We start from the raw sequence: 16,944 nt of genomic DNA, 5'->3' as shown, positions 1-16,944 counted from the left end.
CCCCGACCCTTGTCAAGGACTTTTTTCAGACTTCTTTTCCTGGCTCTGCGGGGTTGCTCCCGGCCCTCAATCGAGGGCCGGTTCGATCCCTTCTTCGAGCTCACTTACGTCGCTGTCGTCGATCTCTTCCTCTTCCGGCATCGGCTCGGGGAGCTCTTCCGGCTCCTCGATGAGGAGCTTCGCGCCCCGGTACTTGGAGACACCGGTCCCGGCCGGGATCAGGCGGCCCATGATGACGTTCTCCTTGAGTCCGCGCAGGAAATCGACCTTCCCTTCGATCGCCGCCTGGGTGAGAACCTTGGTGGTCTCCTGGAAGGATGCGGCGGAGATGAAGGACTCGGTGGAGAGGGACGCCTTGGTGATGCCGAGCATCAGCGGCTCGCCGACGGCGGGCTGGCCATCCTCGGCCATGACCCGCTGGTTCTCCTGTTCGAACTCCCAGCGCTCGACCTGGTCGTCGAGGAGGAAGCGGGTATCGCCGACCTCCTTGATGCGGACCCGGCGCAGCATCTGGCGCACGATCGTCTCGATGTGCTTGTCGTTGATCTTGACCCCCTGCAGGCGGTAGACCTCCTGCACCTCGTCGACCAGGTACTTGGCCAGCTCCTTCTCGCCAAGGACGCGCAGGATGTCGTGGGGGTTGGAGGAGCCATCCATCAGCGCCTCGCCGGCCTTGACATGATCCCCCTCGTGGACGCTGATGTGCTTCCCTTTGGGGATCAGATATTCCTTTGCCTCGCCAAGCTCGGGAGTGACGACGACCTTGCGTTTCCCCTTGCTGTCCTTGCCGAAGGAGACCATGCCGTCGATCTCGGAGATGACGGCGAACTCTTTCGGCTTGCGCGCCTCGAAGAGCTCGGCGACGCGCGGCAGACCCCCGGTGATGTCCTTGGTCTTGGTCGTTTCGCGGGGGATCTTGGAGAGGATCTCACCGGCGCTGGCGAGCATGTCCTCGGTGACGACGATGTTGGCGCCGACCGGCAGCATGTAGCGCGCCGGAGCTCCGTTGGGAAGCTTGGCGGTCTTCCCCTCGGCGTCCTTGAGGGTAATGCGCGGCCGCTTCGCCGGGTCTTTCGACTCGATGATGACCTTGCGGGAGAGGCCGGTGACTTCGTCAACCTGCTCCTCCATGGTGATCCCCTCGATAATGTCGCCGAAGCGCACGACACCGGCGATCTCGGTGAGGATCGGCATGGTGTAGGGGTCCCACTCGGCGATCAGGACGCCGCTCTTCACCGCTCCGCCGGGGCCGATCCGGAGCTTGGCGCCGTAGACCACGCCGTAGCGCTCGCGCTCGCGACCGGTCTCGTCGATCACCGCGATTTCACCGTTGCGGTTCATGACGACATGGTTGCCGGCGGTATCGACGACGGTGTTGAGGTTGATGTATTTGAGCTCGCCGTCGAAGCGGGCTTCGAGGGAGGTCTGTTCGGCCCGCCGCGACGCGGTACCACCGATATGGAAGGTCCGCATGGTAAGCTGGGTGCCCGGCTCGCCGATCGACTGGGCGGCGATGACGCCGACCGCCTCGCCGAGGTTGACCAGGTGGCCGCGGGCGAGATCGCGCCCGTAGCAGGTGGCGCAGATGCCGCGCCGGCTCTGGCAGGTGAGGACCGAGCGAATCTTGAGCTTTTCGATCCCGGCGTCCTCCACCTTCTTGACCAGCGCTTCGTCGATCTCGGCGTTGGCTTCGACCAGCACCTCACCGGTGACCGGATCGAGGACATCCTCCAGGGCCGAGCGGCCGAGGATGCGATCGCCCAGAGGTTCGATCACCTCGCCTCCCTCGGTGAGCGAGGAGACCTGGATGCCATCGAGAGTGCCGCAATCGGTCTCGGTGATGATGGCGTCCTGGGCGACATCGACCAGGCGCCGGGTCAGGTAACCGGAGTTGGCGGTCTTCAGCGCGGTATCGGCGAGACCCTTGCGGGCGCCGTGGGTCGAGATGAAGTACTGCAGAACGGTCAGACCCTCGCGGAAGTTGGCGGTGATCGGGGTCTCGATGATCTCGCCCGACGGCTTGGCCATCAGACCGCGCATACCGGCCAGCTGCCGGATCTGCTGGGCGGAGCCGCGGGCCCCAGAGTCGGCCATCATGTGGATGGCGTTGAAGGAGGGAACCTTCACCTTCTCCCCGGAAGCGGGGTCGACGAGGACGTCGACGGAGAGGTTGCCCAGCATGGTCTGGGCGATATCCTCGGTACACTTGGCCCAGATGTCGATGACCTTGTTGTAGCGCTCGCCGTCGGTGATGAGACCCTCGGTGTACTGCTGCTGGATCTCCTTGACCTCTTCGACCGCCTTGTTGATGAAATTCTCCTTGCCGGCGGGGATGACCATGTCATCGAGGCAGATCGAGATGCCGGCCAGGGTCGAATACTTATAGCCGGTCTCTTTCAGCTTGTCGGCGAGGATGACCGTCTCCTTGTTGCCGGCGAGACGGAAGGAGGCGTCGATCAGCTCCGCCACCTGCTTCTTGGTCATCCCCTTGTTGATGTATTCAAAAGGGATCGACTCGGGAACGACGTCGCGCAGCAGGACGCGGCCGATGGTGGTTTCGATCAGCTGCGGCGCTTCGCCGACGGCATTGACCATGCGCACCTTGACCTTGGCCTGGAGGTCGGCCTCCCCCGCATCGAAGGCGATGCGCACCTCTTCCGGGGAAGCGAAGATCTTGCCGCTCCCCTTGACGAAGGCACGCTCGCGGGTCATGTAGTAGATGCCGAGGACCATGTCCTGGGAGGGGACGATGATCGGCTTGCCGTTGGCCGGCGAGAGGATGTTGTTGGTCGACATCATCAGCACCCGGGCTTCGATCTGGCTCTCGACCGACAGCGGCAGGTGGACCGCCATCTGGTCACCGTCGAAGTCGGCGTTGAAGGCGGTGCAGACCAGCGGGTGGAGCTGGATCGCTTTCCCTTCGATGAGGACCGGTTCGAAGGCCTGGATGCCGAGACGGTGCAGGGTCGGTGCGCGGTTGAGCATCACCGGGTGTTCCTTGATGACCTCCTCGAGCACGTCCCAGACTTCCGGCTTCTCCTTCTCCACCATCTTCTTGGCGCTCTTGATGGTGGTGCAGTAGCCGCGCTCTTCGAGCTTGTTGTAGATGAAGGGTTTGAAGAGTTCGAGAGCCATCTTCTTCGGCAGGCCGCACTGGTGCAGCTTCAGCTCCGGGCCGACGACGATAACGCTGCGCCCCGAGTAGTCGACGCGCTTGCCGAGCAGGTTCTGGCGGAAGCGGCCCCCCTTCCCTTTCAGCATGTCGGAGAGGGACTTGAGGGGACGCTTGTTGGGACCGGTGATCGCCCGGCCGCGGCGGCCGTTGTCAAAGAGGGCGTCGACCGCCTCCTGCAGCATCCGCTTCTCGTTGCGGATAATGACCTCCGGGGCGCGCAGTTCCATCAGCCGTTTCAGGCGGTTGTTGCGGTTGATCACCCGGCGGTAGAGGTCGTTGAGGTCGGAGGTGGCGAAACGGCCGCCGTCGAGGGGGACGAGCGGGCGCAGCTCGGGGGGGAGGACCGGGATGGTTTCGAGGATCATCCACTCGGGGCGGTTGCCGCTTTCGCGGAAGGCCTCGACGACCTTGAGACGCTTGGCGACCTTCTTGCGCTTCGCCTCGCTCGCCGCCTCCTTCATCTCCACCCGCAGGCTGCTGCCGAGCTCGTCGAGCTCGATGGCGGAGAGGAGCTCACGAATCGCCTCGGCCCCCATGCTGGCGGTGAACTGGCCGGAGAACTCCTCCATCAGCTCGTGGTACTTCTCCTCGGTGAGGATATTGCCGACCACAAGGTTGCTCTCCCCCGGATCGAGGACGACATAAGCCTCGAAATAGAGGATCTTCTCGACCTCCTTGAGGGTCATGTCGAGAAGGGTCGAAATCCGCGACGGCAGCGATTTCAGGAACCAGATATGCGCCACCGGGCAGGCGAGGTCGATATGCCCGAGTCGCTCGCGGCGCACCTTGCTCGGAATGACCTCGACGCCGCACTTTTCGCAGACGATGCCGCGGTGCTTCATGCGCTTGTACTTGCCGCAGTTGCACTCGTAGTCCTTGGTCGGACCGAAGATCTTGGCGCAGAAGAGGCCGTCCCGCTCGGGCTTGAAGGTCCGGTAGTTGATCGTCTCGGGCTTCTTGACTTCGCCGAAGGAACGTTCGCGGATCTTCTCCGGGCTGGCCAGGGAGAGCCGGATGGCGTTGAAGTTGAGGGGATCTTTCGGCCGCTCAAGCAGAGTAAAGATATCTTCCAAGGCACATCCTCCTTATAGGATGGTTGGTTATAAGGCAAAAACCTTGCATCGGCCCGCCAGGTTCCGGGGAACCTGCAGCAGGTCCTATTCCTCTTCTTCCTCGAGCAGTTCGACGTCGAGGCAGAGCGACTGGAGTTCCTTGATCAGGACGTTGAAGGACTCGGGGAGTCCCGCCTCCAGGGTATGCTTCCCCTTGACGATCGCCTCGTAGATCCGGGTGCGGCCGGCGACGTCGTCGGACTTGACGGTGAGGAACTCCTGCAGCGCATGGGCTGCGCCGTAGGCTTCGAGCGCCCAGACCTCCATCTCGCCGAGGCGCTGGCCACCGAACTGGGCCTTGCCGCCCAGCGGCTGCTGGGTGACGAGGCTGTAGGGGCCGATGGAACGGGCGTGGATCTTGTCGTCAACCAGGTGGTGCAGTTTGAGCATATACATGATGCCAACGGTGACCTGTTCCTTGAAGGGGTCGCCGGTCTTGCCGTTATAGAGGGTCATCTGCCCGCCGCTGGAGACGCCGGCCCTGGTCATTTCGGCCTTCATCTGCTCTTCGTTGACCCCCTCGAAAACCGGGGAGGCCATCGGGATGCCGCCGGCGAGGCGGCGTCCCATCGCCAGCACCTCGTCGTCGCCGAGGCCGTCAATGAACTTGGCGAGCTCCTTGTCGCCGTAGATCGTCTTGACCTTCTTCTTCAGCGCCGCCGGGCTGTAATCGCGGTCGAGCACTTCCTGGATCTGCAGACCGAGGCCGCGGGCGGCGAGCCCGAGGTGGGTCTCGAGGATCTGGCCGACGTTCATACGGGACGGGACGCCGAGGGGATTGAGGACAATCTCCACCGGGGTGCCGTCGGCCATGTAGGGCATATCTTCTTCGGGGAGGATGCGCGAGAGGACACCCTTGTTACCGTGGCGACCGGCCATCTTGTCGCCGACCGAGAGCTTGCGCTTGATGGCGATGTAGACCTTGACCATCTTGATCACGCCCGGGGGGAGATCGTCGCCACGCTTGAGCTTCTCGATCTTGTCGGCAAAAACCCCCTTGATCAGGTCCTCCCGTTCGGCGAGGCGCAAAAAGACCGTCGCCACCTTCTCTTCGATCTCCTCGGCCTTGGCGAGGGAGATTTCGCGCCAGGCGAGGAACGGCAGCTGATCGAGGGCTTCCTCGGTCAGCTTTTTCCCCTTGGCAACGAGGACGGTCCCGCTCTCGTTGACGACCTGGACCGCCGCGGTCTGACCGACCAGCAGCGATTTCAGTTTCCCCTTGGTCGAGTCGCGGATGATGCGGATCTCGTCGTGCTGATCCTTGAGCAGCTTGTCGATCTCCGCCTTCTCGATCATCTCGGTGCGGCTGTCCTTGTCCGCCCCCTTGCGGGAGAAGACGCGGGCGCCGATGACGACCCCCTCGACCCCCGGCGGGACCCGCAGCGAGGTATCGCGCACATCGCCGGCCTTTTCGCCGAAGATGGCACGCAGCAGCTTCTCCTCGGGGGAGAGCTGGGTCTCCCCTTTCGGGGTGATCTTGCCGACCAGAATGTCGCCGGGCTGAACCTCGGCGCCGATGCGGATAATGCCGCTCTCGTCGAGATCGGCGAGGGCGTCCTCACCGAGGTTGGGGATGTCGTCGGTGATCTCTTCCTTGCCGAGCTTGGTGTCGCGGGCGACGCACTCGAACTCCTCGATGTGAATCGAGGTGTAGCGGTCCTCCTTGACCAGCTTCTCGGAGATCAGGATCGAGTCCTCGAAGTTGTACCCTTCCCAGGGCATGAAGGCGACCAGGACGTTCTGCCCGAGGGCGAGCTCCCCCCACTGGGTCGAGGGGCCGTCGGCGATGATCTCGCCGCGCTTGACCTTGTCGCCGACCTTGACGATCGGTTTCTGGTTGAGGCAGGTGTTCTGGTTGCTGCGGATGAACTTGATCAGGTTGTAGATGTCGACACCGGTGCCGGTCTCGTCGACTTCCCCTTCGTCGATGCGCACCACGATGCGGGCCGCGTCGACGCTCTCGACGGTGCCGTGATGGCGAGCGACGACCGCGGCGCCCGAGTCATGGGCGACGATGCGCTCCATGCCGGTACCGACCAGCGGCGCGTCTGCCCGCAGCAGCGGCACCGCCTGACGCTGCATGTTCGAGCCCATCAGGGCGCGGTTGGCGTCGTCGTTTTCGAGGAAAGGGATCAGCGAGGCGGCGACCGAGACCAGCTGCTTGGGCGAGACGTCCATCAGCTCGATGTCCTCGCGGTTCATCAGCATGAACTCGCCGTTCTTGCGGGCATTGACCAGCTCGTTGACGAAGGTGCTGTCCTCGTTGAGGGGCGCGTTCGCCTGGGCGATGGCATGCCCCTCCTCCTCGAGGGCCGAGAAGTAGCGGATATCGGTGGTGACCTTGCCGTCCTTGACCAGCCGGTAGGGGGTCTCGACGAAACCGTGCTCGTTGATGCGGGCATAGGTCGAGAGCGACGCGATCAGGCCGATGTTCGGCCCCTCCGGGGTCTCGATCGGGCAGACGCGGCCGTAGTGGGTCGGATGGACGTCGCGCACCTCGAAGCCGGCCCGCTCGCGGGTCAGGCCCCCCGGTCCGAGGGCCGAGAGGCGCCGCTTGTGGGTGATCTCGGAGAGGGGGTTGGTCTGGTCCATGAACTGGGAGAGCTGGCTGGAACCGAAGAACTCCTTGACCACCGCCGAGACCGGCTTGGAGTTGATCAGGTCGTGGGGCATCAGGCTGTCGACTTCCTGCAGGCTCATGCGCTCCTTGATGGCGCGCTCCATGCGCACCAGGCCGACCCGGTACTGGTTTTCGAGCAGCTCGCCGACGGCGCGCACCCGGCGGTTGCCGAGGTGGTCGATATCGTCGATGGCCCCCTTGCCGTTGCGCAGGTCAATCAGGTAGCGCACCACTTCAAGGATATCCTCCTTGGTCAGGGTGGTGTGCTCCAGCGGCGTCTCGAGACCGAGCTTGTAGTTGAGCTTGAGTCGGCCGACGGCGGAGAGGTCGTAGCGCTCGGCGTTGAAGAAGAGGCTGTCGAAGAGGGCCCGGGCGCTCTTCAGGGTCGGCGGATCACCGGGGCGCAGCCGCCGATAAATCTCGATCATCGCGTCGTCCGGGGTCCCGACCTTGTCGAGGAGCAGGGTGTCGCGCAGATAGGGGCCGACATAGAGGTGGTCGATGAAGAGGACCTTGAGCTCGCTGATACCGCGGCTGCGCAACTCTTCGATCTTGCCGGCGGTCAGTTCCTCGTTGCATTCGACGACAACCTCGCCGGTGGCGGTGTCGACGATGTCGGTGGAGGCGATCTTGCCGAGGACATCCTCCTCAAGGATCTGGATCGTCTCAATCCCCTTTTCGGCCAGCTTGCGGATCGCCGCCTTGGTAAACTTGCGGTTCGCCTTGACGATCACCTCGCCGTCGGCTGCCACCACGTCGAAGGCGGCGCGCTGTCCCGGGAGGAGGTCGAGGTTGACCTTTTTCTGGTATCCGTTGCTGTCGATCAGCAGGGTATCGATGTCGTAGTAGTAGTTGAGCAGCTCCTCGGTCGAATAGCCGAGGGCCTTGAGCAGCACCGTCGCCGGCAGCTTGCGGCGGCGGTCGATGCGCACGTAGAGGAGGTCTTTATGATCAAAGTCGAAGTCGAGCCAAGAGCCGCGGTAGGGAATGACCCGGGCGGAATAAAGGATCTTGCCGCTGCTGTGGGTTTTTCCCTTGTCGTGGTCGAAAAAGACCCCGGGGGAGCGGTGCAACTGGCTGACGATGACCCTTTCAGTCCCGTTGATGATGAAGGTCCCGTTTTCGGTCATGAGCGGAATCTCGCCGAAATAGACCTCCTGTTCCTTGATGTCGCGGATCGACTGCACGCCGGAATCCTTGTCGACATCCCAGGAGACGAGGCGCACCCGGACCTTGACCGGGGCGGCGAAGGTCATGCCGCGCTGGTGGCACTCGTCGACGTCATATTTGGGAATTCCCAGGGAGTAGGAGACATACTCGAGGGAACAGGTTTCGCTGAAGTCGCGGATCGGAAAGACGGAGCGGAAGACTGCCTCGAGGCCGATATTCTGCCGCGCCGAAGGAGGAAGCTCCGCCTGGAGGAAACGCTTGTAGGAATTCTTCTGGATATCGATCAGATTGGGGATATCGATGATCCGCTTGATCTGCGCGAAGTGTTTCCTCAGAAGCTGGTTATTCGCGATCGAATAAGCCATGATTTCTCCTTGTGCTAACGAAAGTAGAATAGCCAAGGCCGCACAAGGCGACCTTGGCTAATGGCGAAACTATCGGACAGGGTACTATTTGAGCTCCACTTTGGCGCCGGCTTCCTCAAGCTGTTTCTTCAGTTCTTCGGCTTCGGCCTTGGGCATCGCTTCCTTGACGGTCTGGGGAGCGCCGTCGACGAGGTCCTTGGCTTCCTTGAGGCCGAGACCGGTCACGGCACGGACCACCTTGATGACGTTGATCTTCTTGTCGCCGGCTTCCTTGAGGACGACGTCGAACTCGTCCTTCTCTTCGACCGGGGCGGCAGCAGCAGCGGCCGGGCCGGCAGCGGCAACGGCGACCGGGGCCGCGGCGGAGACGCCGAATTTCTCTTCCAGTTCCTTGACCAGTTCAGACAGTTCGAGAACGGACATCTTCTCGATAAATTCGACAACCTGTTCCTTGGTGATTGCAGCCATGGTTTCCTCCGTATCGGTGCTTAACGTAAAGGGTTAAAAAGTAATCGGAATGGCGGCTCAGGCCGCCTTCTTGTCCTGGATTGCCGCGAGCACCTGGACCAGCGAACGCGGTACCGCCGCCAGTACGCCAACAAAGTTGGACACCGGGGCGTTAAGGGTACCGAGCAGCTTGCCGAGCAGCACTTCGCGCGACGGCAGTTCGGCCAGGGCCTTGATGTCGTCGATCGACAGCAGCTTGCCGTCGAGAGCGCCGGCCTTGAGCTCGAATTTGGCGTTGGCCTTGGCGAATTCGCTGAGAATCTTGGCCGGGGCGACCGGGTCAGCGCCGGCGATGGCGATGGCGGTCGGGCCGGCCAGGTGCGCGTCGAGGCACTCGGCGCCGGTGCCCTTGGCGGCAAGGCGCAGCAGGGTATTCTTCACCACCTGGTACTCGACGTCGGCCTTGCGCAGTTCGCCGCGCAGGGCATTGACCTGCTCGACGTTCAGCCCGCGGTAGTCGGCGAGAAAGGTAGCCTTGGCGTTCGCCAGCTTGGCGGCGAGGTCGGCAACGACTTGTTCCTTGCTGTTCTTATTCAACGTCTCTCCTCCTTTCTAAGTAGTCTGGGGTCTGCATTGAGTCCCGCGCCCTAGACTGAGGACCTGGAGGGAGACGGATAACCCGTTCCCCGTGGTACGGCCTCGGCAGGTGGCATCATCCATTAACCGTCAGGTTCGACGGGCCTGCTGTCTTTGACCTAGAGCGTTGCTATGCCATGACCGCAACCAGTGCGGCGATGGAATTACTTGACCAGCGCCTGGACCGCCGGGACATCGAGATTGATGCCCGGGCCCATGGTGCTGGAGAGGCTGATCTTCTTCAGGTAGGTCCCTTTGGAGGTCTGCGGCTTGGCCTTGACCAGGGCGTCCATCACCGCCAGGATGTTGCCGGCGAGTTTTTCCGGGTCAAAGGAGACCTTGCCGACCGGCGCGTGGACGATCCCGGCCTTCTCGACGCGGTATTCGACCTTGCCCGACTTCGCCTCGTTGACGGCGCGGCCGATGTCGAAGGTGACGGTGCCGACCTTGGGGTTCGGCATCAGGCCGCGGGGGCCGAGGAGCTTGCCGATCTTGCCGACGGTCCCCATCATGTCCGGGGTGGCGATGGCGGTGTCGAAATCGAACCAGCCCCCCTGGATCTTGGCGACCAGGTCATCGGCACCGACGTAATCGGCACCGGCAGCCTGGGCTTCCTGGGCTTTCTCCCCCTTGGCAAAGACAAGGACACGTACGGTCTTGCCGAGGCCGTTGGGAAGGACGACGGCGCCGCGGACCATCTGGTCGGCCTTGCGCGGGTCGACGCCGAGGCGCACCGAAATATCGACGGTCTCGTCGAACTTGGCGAAAGCGGCCTGCTTGACCAGGGCGATCCCCTCTTCGAGGGTATAGACTTGGGTGCGGTCGATCTGGGCCTTGGCTGCTTTATGCTGTTTTCCTGTTGGCATTGTTTTACTCCAGACGTGCCGATAAATTATTCGACTTCGAGACCCATGCTGCGGGCGGTACCCTCGATGGTACGGATCGCGGCGTCCAGGTCGAATGCGTTAAGGTCGGGCATCTTCAGCTCGGCGATCTCCTTGACCTGGGCCTTGGTCACCTTCCCCACCTTGGTCTTGTTGGGAACGCCGGACCCCTTTTCGAGTTTGGCCGCCTTGAGCAACAGGACCGCCGCCGGCGGGGTCTTGGTGATAAAGGAGAAGGAGCGGTCACCATAGACGGTGATCACCACCGGGGTAATCATCCCCGCTTCAGCCTGGGTCTTGGCGTTGAACGCCTTGCAGAATTCCATGATGTTGACCCCGTGCTGACCGAGCGCGGGACCGACCGGCGGCGAAGGGTTCGCCTTGCCGGCAGGAATCTGCAGTTTTATCATTCCGATAACCTTCTTGGCCATACGGTACTCCTTCAGTTACTTCAATTAGGTTCAAGGCTCAAGGCATCACGTTCCCGGGCTCAGGACACCCCGAACCGCGAACCGCAAGCAGTGAACCCAGTACGTTTAGCTGGTTTTTTCGACCTGTATGAATTCGAGTTCGACCGGGGTAACCCGGCCAAAAATGCTGACCATAACCTTGAGCTTCGCCTTGTCGGGCTTGACGTCCTCGACGACACCGGTGAAATTGAGGAACGGCCCGTCGACCACCCGCACCGTCTCACCGACTTCGAACTGGACCTTCGGCTTGGGCCGCTCGACCCCTTCTTCCATCCGGGCGGTGATCTTCGCCACATCCTCGTCGGGGATCGCCGGCGGGGTGGCGCCGCCACCGACGAAACCGGTCACCTTCGGCGTATCCTTGACGATGTGCCAGGTCTCGTTGTCGAGCTCCATCTGCACCAGGATGTAGCCGGGGAAGAATTTCCGCGACGAAGTGCGGCGCTCGCCCTTTTTCAGCTCGACGACGGTCTCCGAGGGAATCAGCACCGTCCCGAAACGGTCTTCCGCTCCGAACTGGCGTATGCGCTCCTCGAGGTTGAGCTTGACCTTGTTTTCGTACCCCGAGTAGGTATGAACCCCGTACCACTTCATTGCCATGAAAGACGCCTTCCCTGTCGCACTCAGCGGAGGAGCAAACGGATCAGCGTGGAGAGGGCCGAGTCGACCACCCAGAGAAAGACGGCGACGGCCATGACCAGCGAGATGACCACCAGCGTCGAAGCATAGGTGTCTTTTCGGGTCGGCCAGGTGACCTTTTCGAGCTCACCCTTGACGTTGCTCAGAAACTGGGTCGCTTTACCAAGCACTATCTGAACCCCCACAGAGGATCGTTGTTAAAATTTGGCAGGCCAGGAGGGACTCGAACCCCCAACACCCGGTTTTGGAGACCGGTGCTCTAGCCATTAGAGCTACTGGCCTGCATGCGTAAAGCCGCAGACCGCTGCGGCTCGTCCGGTTGCTATTTGGTCTCGCGGTGCGGTGTGTGCTTCTTGCAGAAGCGGCAGTACTTGCTGAATTCCAGCTTGTCCGGTGTGTTCTTCTTGTTCTTGGTGGTGGTGTAGTTGCGTTGCTTGCACTCGGTGCAGGCGAGGGTAACGATGTCCCGCATGATGACTTATCCTTCAACCCCCACCCCGGCACACCGGGGCGGGGGCCTGCGCAAGAATGAAATTACTCGATGATGTCGGAGACGACACCGGCGCCGACGGTGCGGCCGCCTTCGCGGATCGCGAAGCGCAGTTCCTTGTCCATGGCAATCGGGGTGATCAGGTTCACGGTCATGGCGATGTTGTCGCCCGGCATGACCATCTCGGTCCCTTCCGGCAGCTCGACGATCCCGGTCACGTCCGTGGTCCGGAAGTAGAACTGGGGACGGTAGCCCTTGAAGAACGGGGTGTGACGACCCCCCTCTTCCTTGGTCAGGATGTAGGCTTCCGCCTTGAACTTGGTGTGCGGGGTGATGCTGCCGGGCTTGGCCAGAACCTGGCCGCGCTCGATGTCCTCGCGCTTGACGCCGCGCAGCAGCACGCCGACGTTGTCACCGGCCTGCCCCTGGTCGAGCAGCTTGCGGAACATCTCGACACCGGTGACGACCGTCTTCGCCGTCGCCTTCATGCCGACGATCTCGATCTCCTCGCCGACCTTGACCACGCCGCGCTCGACACGACCGGTCGCCACGGTGCCGCGGCCGGAGATCGAAAAGACGTCTTCCACCGGCATCAGGAAGGGGCGATCGATGGCCCGCTCCGGCTCGGGGATGTAGCTGTCGACCGCATCCATCAGGTCGAGGACCGGCTTGCAGGCCGCGCACTCCACCTTGCCGCAGCCGCACTCGAGGGCTTTCAGCGCGCTGCCGGGGATGATCGGAATGTCGTCGCCGGGGAAGTCGTAGGCGGAGAGGAGCTCACGCACCTCCAGCTCGACCAGCTCCATCAGCTCCTCGTCGTCGACCATGTCGGCCTTGTTGAGGAAAACGACCATGGCGGGGACGCCGACCTGGCGGGCGAGCAGGATGTGCTCGCGGGTCTGCGGCATCGGGCCGTCGGCCGCCGAACAGACCAGGATCGCGCCGTCCATCTGCGCCGCACCGGTGATCATGTTCTTGACGTAGTCGGCATGGCCCGGGCAGTCGACGTGGGCGTAGTGCCGCTTCTCGGTCTGGTACTCGACGTGGGCGGTGGCGATGGTGATGCCGCGCTCGCGCTCCTCGGGAGCGTTGTCGATCATGTCGAAGGCTTTGAACTCGGCGCCGCCCCGGGACGCCAGAACCTTGGTGATGGCGGCGGTCAGGGTCGTCTTGCCGTGGTCAACGTGACCGATCGTCCCGATGTTGACATGGGGCTTGGTTCTTTCGAATTTGGCTTTGGACATTGCGTCAACCTCCCTTGTTTCGTTCTTAGGAAAATCTCGCCTCGGGCCCGACATCCGTTGCCGGAACGCCGGACCGCTGGACCAAGGAGTGAAAACAGAAAAATCTCCCCAAGGCAGTGAATGGAGCCCACAACCGGATTCGAACCGGTGACCTCTTCCTTACCAAGGAAGTGCTCTACCTACTGAGCTATGTGGGCCTGACACTGACTACCCGCGGAGAACCGTTATAATTTGGAGCGGGAAACGGGACTCGAACCCGCGACCCTCAGCTTGGAAGGCTGATGCTCTAGCCAACTGAGCTACTCCCGCCCAAACGAAAAACCGCTATGTGAAGCGTTGTGGACTTGCATCCGGCCTCCGTCCCAGTTCGCGTAGCCCGCCGTGGGCCTCCTGGTTTCCGTCGACCGAACCGCGTCCGGCAAGTGTCTTATGGTGGAGGGGGGAGGATTCGAACCTCCGAAGTCTACGACGGCAGATTTACAGTCTGCTCCCTTTGGCCACTCGGGAACCCCTCCAGGGGACGCACTGCTGATTTTCAAGGGCCAACCGGCCCGGTAGCTCAATGGAGCTGGCGACAGGAATTGAACCCGCAACCTGCTGATTACAAGTCAGCTGCTCTACCTGTTGAGCTACGCCAGCACAGGGGGGGATTTATACATCAGGGTCCGGTAAATTGCAAGGACTTTTTTCCACCCCGATCCGCTGTCATCACAAAGACGCATGTATAGAGGAGACCACGGGGGCTTGTCAAGTATTTCGCGGGGGCAGACCAAGATTTTTTCGCGCCAGAAGCAGAAAAACCAAACTCCCCCTTGACAAAGATAACCGGAGTAGTTATAAATAGAGCCAAGAACAACACATTCGGGGCGTCCTCTCCCTCCTGGGACGCCCCGCTTTTTTTTGCCCGCCTGGCTCATCCTTCCCGTTTTTCCCGCTGCCTGACCACCTCAAAGAGCGCAACCCCGGCCGCCACCGAAGCATTCAGCGATCCGACCCGTCCCTGCAGAGGGATCGCCAGCAGCCCATCGCAGTGCTGGCGCACGTTGGGACGCAGGCCGTTCCCCTCGCTGCCGACCACCAGTGCCAGGTGACCGTCCAGTTCGGCACCGAAGAGGGGCGTCGCCCCCTCGCCGGCCAGGCCGTAGCACCAGATGCCAAGCCCCTTGAGCTGGTCGAGGGTGCGGGCCAGGTTCGTCACCTGGCAGAGGCGGAGATGTTCGAGGGCACCGGCCGAGCTCTTGTCGACCACGGCGGTGACCGGGCAGCTGCGGTCTTTGGGGACAATGACACCATGGCAGCCCGCCCCTTCGGCGCTGCGCAGGATGGCGCCGAGGTTATGGGGATCGGTGATGCCATCGAGCAGGAGGAAAAAAGCGGGCTCGCCGCTGTTTTGCCAGGCGGCGAGCAGGTCGTCGAGGTCGCTGTAGGGGAAGGGTTCGACGGCGAGGAGCACCCCCTGGTGGTGCGCGGTACCGGCGAGCCGGTCGAGATCGCGGCGCTCCCGGTGCCGGATCGGCACCCCGGCGGCGCTGGCGGCAGCGAGCAGCTCGGCCAGGCGCGGCGAATGGGGGCCGTTGGCGACGGTCAGCTCCAGGGGGCGGCGGCGTTCGCCGGCCAGGGCCTCGCGCACCGGGTTGAAGCCATAGATCAGGTCAGGCATCGCCCAGCGCCGTGGCGATTTCATCGAGGATCAGGTTGGCGGCTGCCACCGGGTCGCTGGCGGCCGAGATCGGCCGGCCGACGACCAGGTAGTCGGCGCCGGCCGCGATCGCCTCGCCGGGGGTCGTCACCCGCTTCTGGTCATCGAGGGCGGCAAAGGCCGGGCGCACCCCGGGGGTGACAATCAAAAAATCGTCACCGCAGGCGGCGCGGATCAGCGGCACCTCCCGGGGCGAGGCGACCACCCCGTCCATCCCGGCATCTTTGGCGAGCCGGGCGAGGCGCGGCACCATTTCGCTGACCGGGCGTTCGATGCCGATCTCCTGCAGGGTCTGGTCGGTGGAGGAGGTGAGAATGGTGACGGCCAGCAGCAGCGGCCGATCGCCAGTTCCCCGCGGCTGGCGCGCGTCGATTTCGGCGACGGTACGGGCCATCATCTCCCGGCCACCGAGGGCGTGGACGTTGATCATGCGGGCACCGAGGCGGGCCGCTTCGACCCCTGCCATCGCCACGGTGTTGGGAATATCGTGGTACTTGAGGTCGAGGAAGACATCGCCCCCCTCCCCCCGTACCATGTGCACGACCTCCGGGCCGCAGCGTGTAAAGAGCTGCTTGCCGACCTTGAAGAGGCCGACCTGACGGTGCAGCAGCTTGACCCAGCGCTCGGCTTCCGCGAATTCGTCGACGTCCAGAGCAAAAATCAACCGTTTGCGGGCAGCATCTCTCATCCTATCCTCCCTACCAGGTTCTTGATCCGGCCGCTGACATCCTGCACCCGCTGGATCAGCGCGGCGGCCTCGGCATCCTTGAGATCACGGCGGGCCCCCATGCAGGCCATGAAAATCAGTTCGTTGAGGGCATCGGCGAGGAGCTTGAGCTTATCCCCCTCCTCGAGCCCGGCGAGGTTGGCGAGGATCCGGCTGCCATCGACGGAGCCGTCCTGGCGTAGCGGGACATCGCGAAAGACGTAGGAAAAGGGTTGCGGCAAATCGCGCAGAAAGAGGCGCAGCTCTTCGTTGAACCCGGGATTGACAGCATTCACCCGGCGGAAGAGGGCGACCAGGGCGGCATTGCAGATCGAGAGCATCTCGCCGAGGTCGCCGGAGATTTCGGCCGGCGGAACATCTTCGAGGCGGATCGCGCCTCGTTCCAGCAGCTGGTAAACCATGCGCAGGGTATCGAACTCGCCGAGGCCACTGCGCCGCAGCAACTGCCGCACATCCTGCGGCTGCGCCGAAATCAGGCCGAGCAGCCGCTTCTCCGCCGGAGCGAGGGCGAGCTGTCCCTCGCCGACCGGCACCACCACCAGGTCGAGGGAGCCGATGCGGCGGAGGAAGAGTTCCCGCTCGTCGATCCGCCGCAGCCCTTCCATGATCAGGTTCTGGGTGCTCATCGACAGCCGCAGGATCTCGTCCTCGACCAGGTCCTTGGCAATAAAGGTAAAGGCGCCCTGGTGGAAGTTAAAGAGGTGGTAGACGATCGTTTCGACCTGCTGCCGGGTGGCGAGCCAGAGGTCCTGGGCGCTGACCGCCCCCTTGTCGACCAGCAGCCGGCCGAGACCGCCCTTGCCGGCGGCGGTGAACTGCCGCGCCTTCGCCAGGACCTCGCGGCTGAGCTTGCCGAGATCGCAGAGGATCTCGCCGATCTCCTCCTCGGGAAAGGTGCTGGTGGCGAAGACGATCTCGCCGTTGTGAAAGTAAAGGTCCCGGCTCCCCCCCGCCAGGGTGAACCGGAGCACCCCGGTCTTGCGGAACATGTTGAAGAAGGAGAGGAGATCCACCACGGAGAATTCACCGAGAGCGCCGGTCAGGGAGAGCTCGCCGTCGCCATCGTTTACCCCGAGCAGCAGGTGACGGTCGCTGGCGGAGATCTGCCGCAGCGGACGACCGGCAAAGGCGCGCACGACCGGGGCCGGCAACGCCAGGCGCCCCTGGCTGTCGATGGTGAGCTTGCTCATGGCAGCGAGGCTTTCATGGGGATGGTTTGCCCGCACATCGAGACCGGGAAAACGCGGGTCAATAGGTTGAAGAATG

13 protein-coding genes and 5 tRNA genes are annotated in these 16,944 nt (G+C 63.0%); all 18 read right to left on the bottom strand.

From position 1 onward, the window contains the following. Positions 1–66: 66 nt before the first annotated feature. Positions 67–4,248: a DNA-directed RNA polymerase subunit beta' gene (gene rpoC, locus ACYQ8E_RS16830; protein WP_066725347.1), complete on the bottom strand. Its 4,182-nt coding sequence runs from the start codon at positions 4,246–4,248 to the stop codon at positions 67–69. 84 nt (positions 4,249–4,332) lie between these two features. Beyond that, complete coding sequence (gene rpoB, locus ACYQ8E_RS16825; RefSeq protein ID WP_066725344.1) at positions 4,333–8,442, bottom strand: DNA-directed RNA polymerase subunit beta; 4,110 nt, start codon at positions 8,440–8,442, stop codon at positions 4,333–4,335. An 84-nt stretch (positions 8,443–8,526) separates the two neighbouring features. Continuing rightward, entirely contained in the window at positions 8,527–8,910 is a 384-nt protein-coding gene (rplL, locus tag ACYQ8E_RS16820; protein ID WP_066725342.1) for a 50S ribosomal protein L7/L12, read from the bottom strand. 57 nt (positions 8,911–8,967) lie between these two features. Then, positions 8,968–9,486 carry a 50S ribosomal protein L10 gene (rplJ, locus tag ACYQ8E_RS16815; RefSeq protein WP_066725340.1) on the bottom strand — a complete coding sequence of 173 codons (519 nt, stop codon included), beginning with the start codon at positions 9,484–9,486 and terminating at the stop codon, positions 8,968–8,970. Between the two features lie 203 nt (positions 9,487–9,689). Then, on the bottom strand, positions 9,690–10,391 hold the full coding sequence (rplA, locus tag ACYQ8E_RS16810) for a 50S ribosomal protein L1 (RefSeq protein ID WP_066725334.1): 702 nt from the start codon (positions 10,389–10,391) through the stop codon (positions 9,690–9,692). Between the two features lie 26 nt (positions 10,392–10,417). Next, positions 10,418–10,840 (bottom strand): 50S ribosomal protein L11, encoded by a 423-nt coding sequence (rplK, locus tag ACYQ8E_RS16805; protein ID WP_066725331.1) that lies wholly within the window; start codon positions 10,838–10,840, stop codon positions 10,418–10,420. Positions 10,841–10,945: 105 nt separating this feature from the next. Beyond that, positions 10,946–11,479, bottom strand: coding sequence for a transcription termination/antitermination protein NusG (nusG, locus tag ACYQ8E_RS16800; RefSeq protein ID WP_066725330.1), 534 nt, complete (start codon positions 11,477–11,479; stop codon positions 10,946–10,948). Between the two features lie 23 nt (positions 11,480–11,502). Further along, positions 11,503–11,688, bottom strand: coding sequence for a preprotein translocase subunit SecE (gene secE, locus ACYQ8E_RS16795; protein WP_066729693.1), 186 nt, complete (start codon positions 11,686–11,688; stop codon positions 11,503–11,505). Positions 11,689–11,723: 35 nt separating this feature from the next. Continuing rightward, a tRNA-Trp gene (locus ACYQ8E_RS16790) sits at positions 11,724–11,800 on the bottom strand. A 40-nt stretch (positions 11,801–11,840) separates the two neighbouring features. Continuing rightward, complete coding sequence (gene rpmG / locus ACYQ8E_RS16785) at positions 11,841–11,990, bottom strand: 50S ribosomal protein L33 (RefSeq protein WP_066725327.1); 150 nt, start codon at positions 11,988–11,990, stop codon at positions 11,841–11,843. A gap of 62 nt (positions 11,991–12,052) precedes the next feature. Then, the gene (gene tuf, locus ACYQ8E_RS16780; RefSeq protein ID WP_066725325.1) at positions 12,053–13,252 is read right to left on the bottom strand and encodes an elongation factor Tu; all 1,200 of its coding nucleotides are present in this window, start codon (positions 13,250–13,252) and stop codon (positions 12,053–12,055) included. Between the two features lie 121 nt (positions 13,253–13,373). Continuing rightward, positions 13,374–13,449 (bottom strand) — tRNA-Thr (locus tag ACYQ8E_RS16775). A 35-nt stretch (positions 13,450–13,484) separates the two neighbouring features. Then, a tRNA-Gly gene (locus ACYQ8E_RS16770) sits at positions 13,485–13,561 on the bottom strand. Between the two features lie 121 nt (positions 13,562–13,682). Continuing rightward, a tRNA-Tyr gene (locus ACYQ8E_RS16765) sits at positions 13,683–13,767 on the bottom strand. Positions 13,768–13,815: 48 nt separating this feature from the next. Next, positions 13,816–13,891, bottom strand: a tRNA-Thr gene (locus ACYQ8E_RS16760). Between the two features lie 274 nt (positions 13,892–14,165). Further along, entirely contained in the window at positions 14,166–14,936 is a 771-nt protein-coding gene (gene rlmB / locus ACYQ8E_RS16755) for a 23S rRNA (guanosine(2251)-2'-O)-methyltransferase RlmB (RefSeq protein ID WP_459861489.1), read from the bottom strand. Then, the gene (gene pyrF / locus ACYQ8E_RS16750) at positions 14,905–15,639 is read right to left on the bottom strand and encodes an orotidine-5'-phosphate decarboxylase (RefSeq protein ID WP_066725319.1); all 735 of its coding nucleotides are present in this window, start codon (positions 15,637–15,639) and stop codon (positions 14,905–14,907) included. The genes rlmB and pyrF overlap by 32 nt, the downstream gene beginning before the upstream one ends. Next, on the bottom strand, positions 15,636–16,868 hold the full coding sequence (locus ACYQ8E_RS16745; RefSeq protein WP_066725317.1) for a DUF4388 domain-containing protein: 1,233 nt from the start codon (positions 16,866–16,868) through the stop codon (positions 15,636–15,638). The genes pyrF and ACYQ8E_RS16745 overlap by 4 nt, the downstream gene beginning before the upstream one ends. Positions 16,869–16,944 lie beyond the last annotated feature (76 nt).

The organism is Desulfuromonas carbonis, from assembly GCF_054658035.1.
This window is presented reverse-complemented; position numbering and strand designations above follow the sequence as displayed.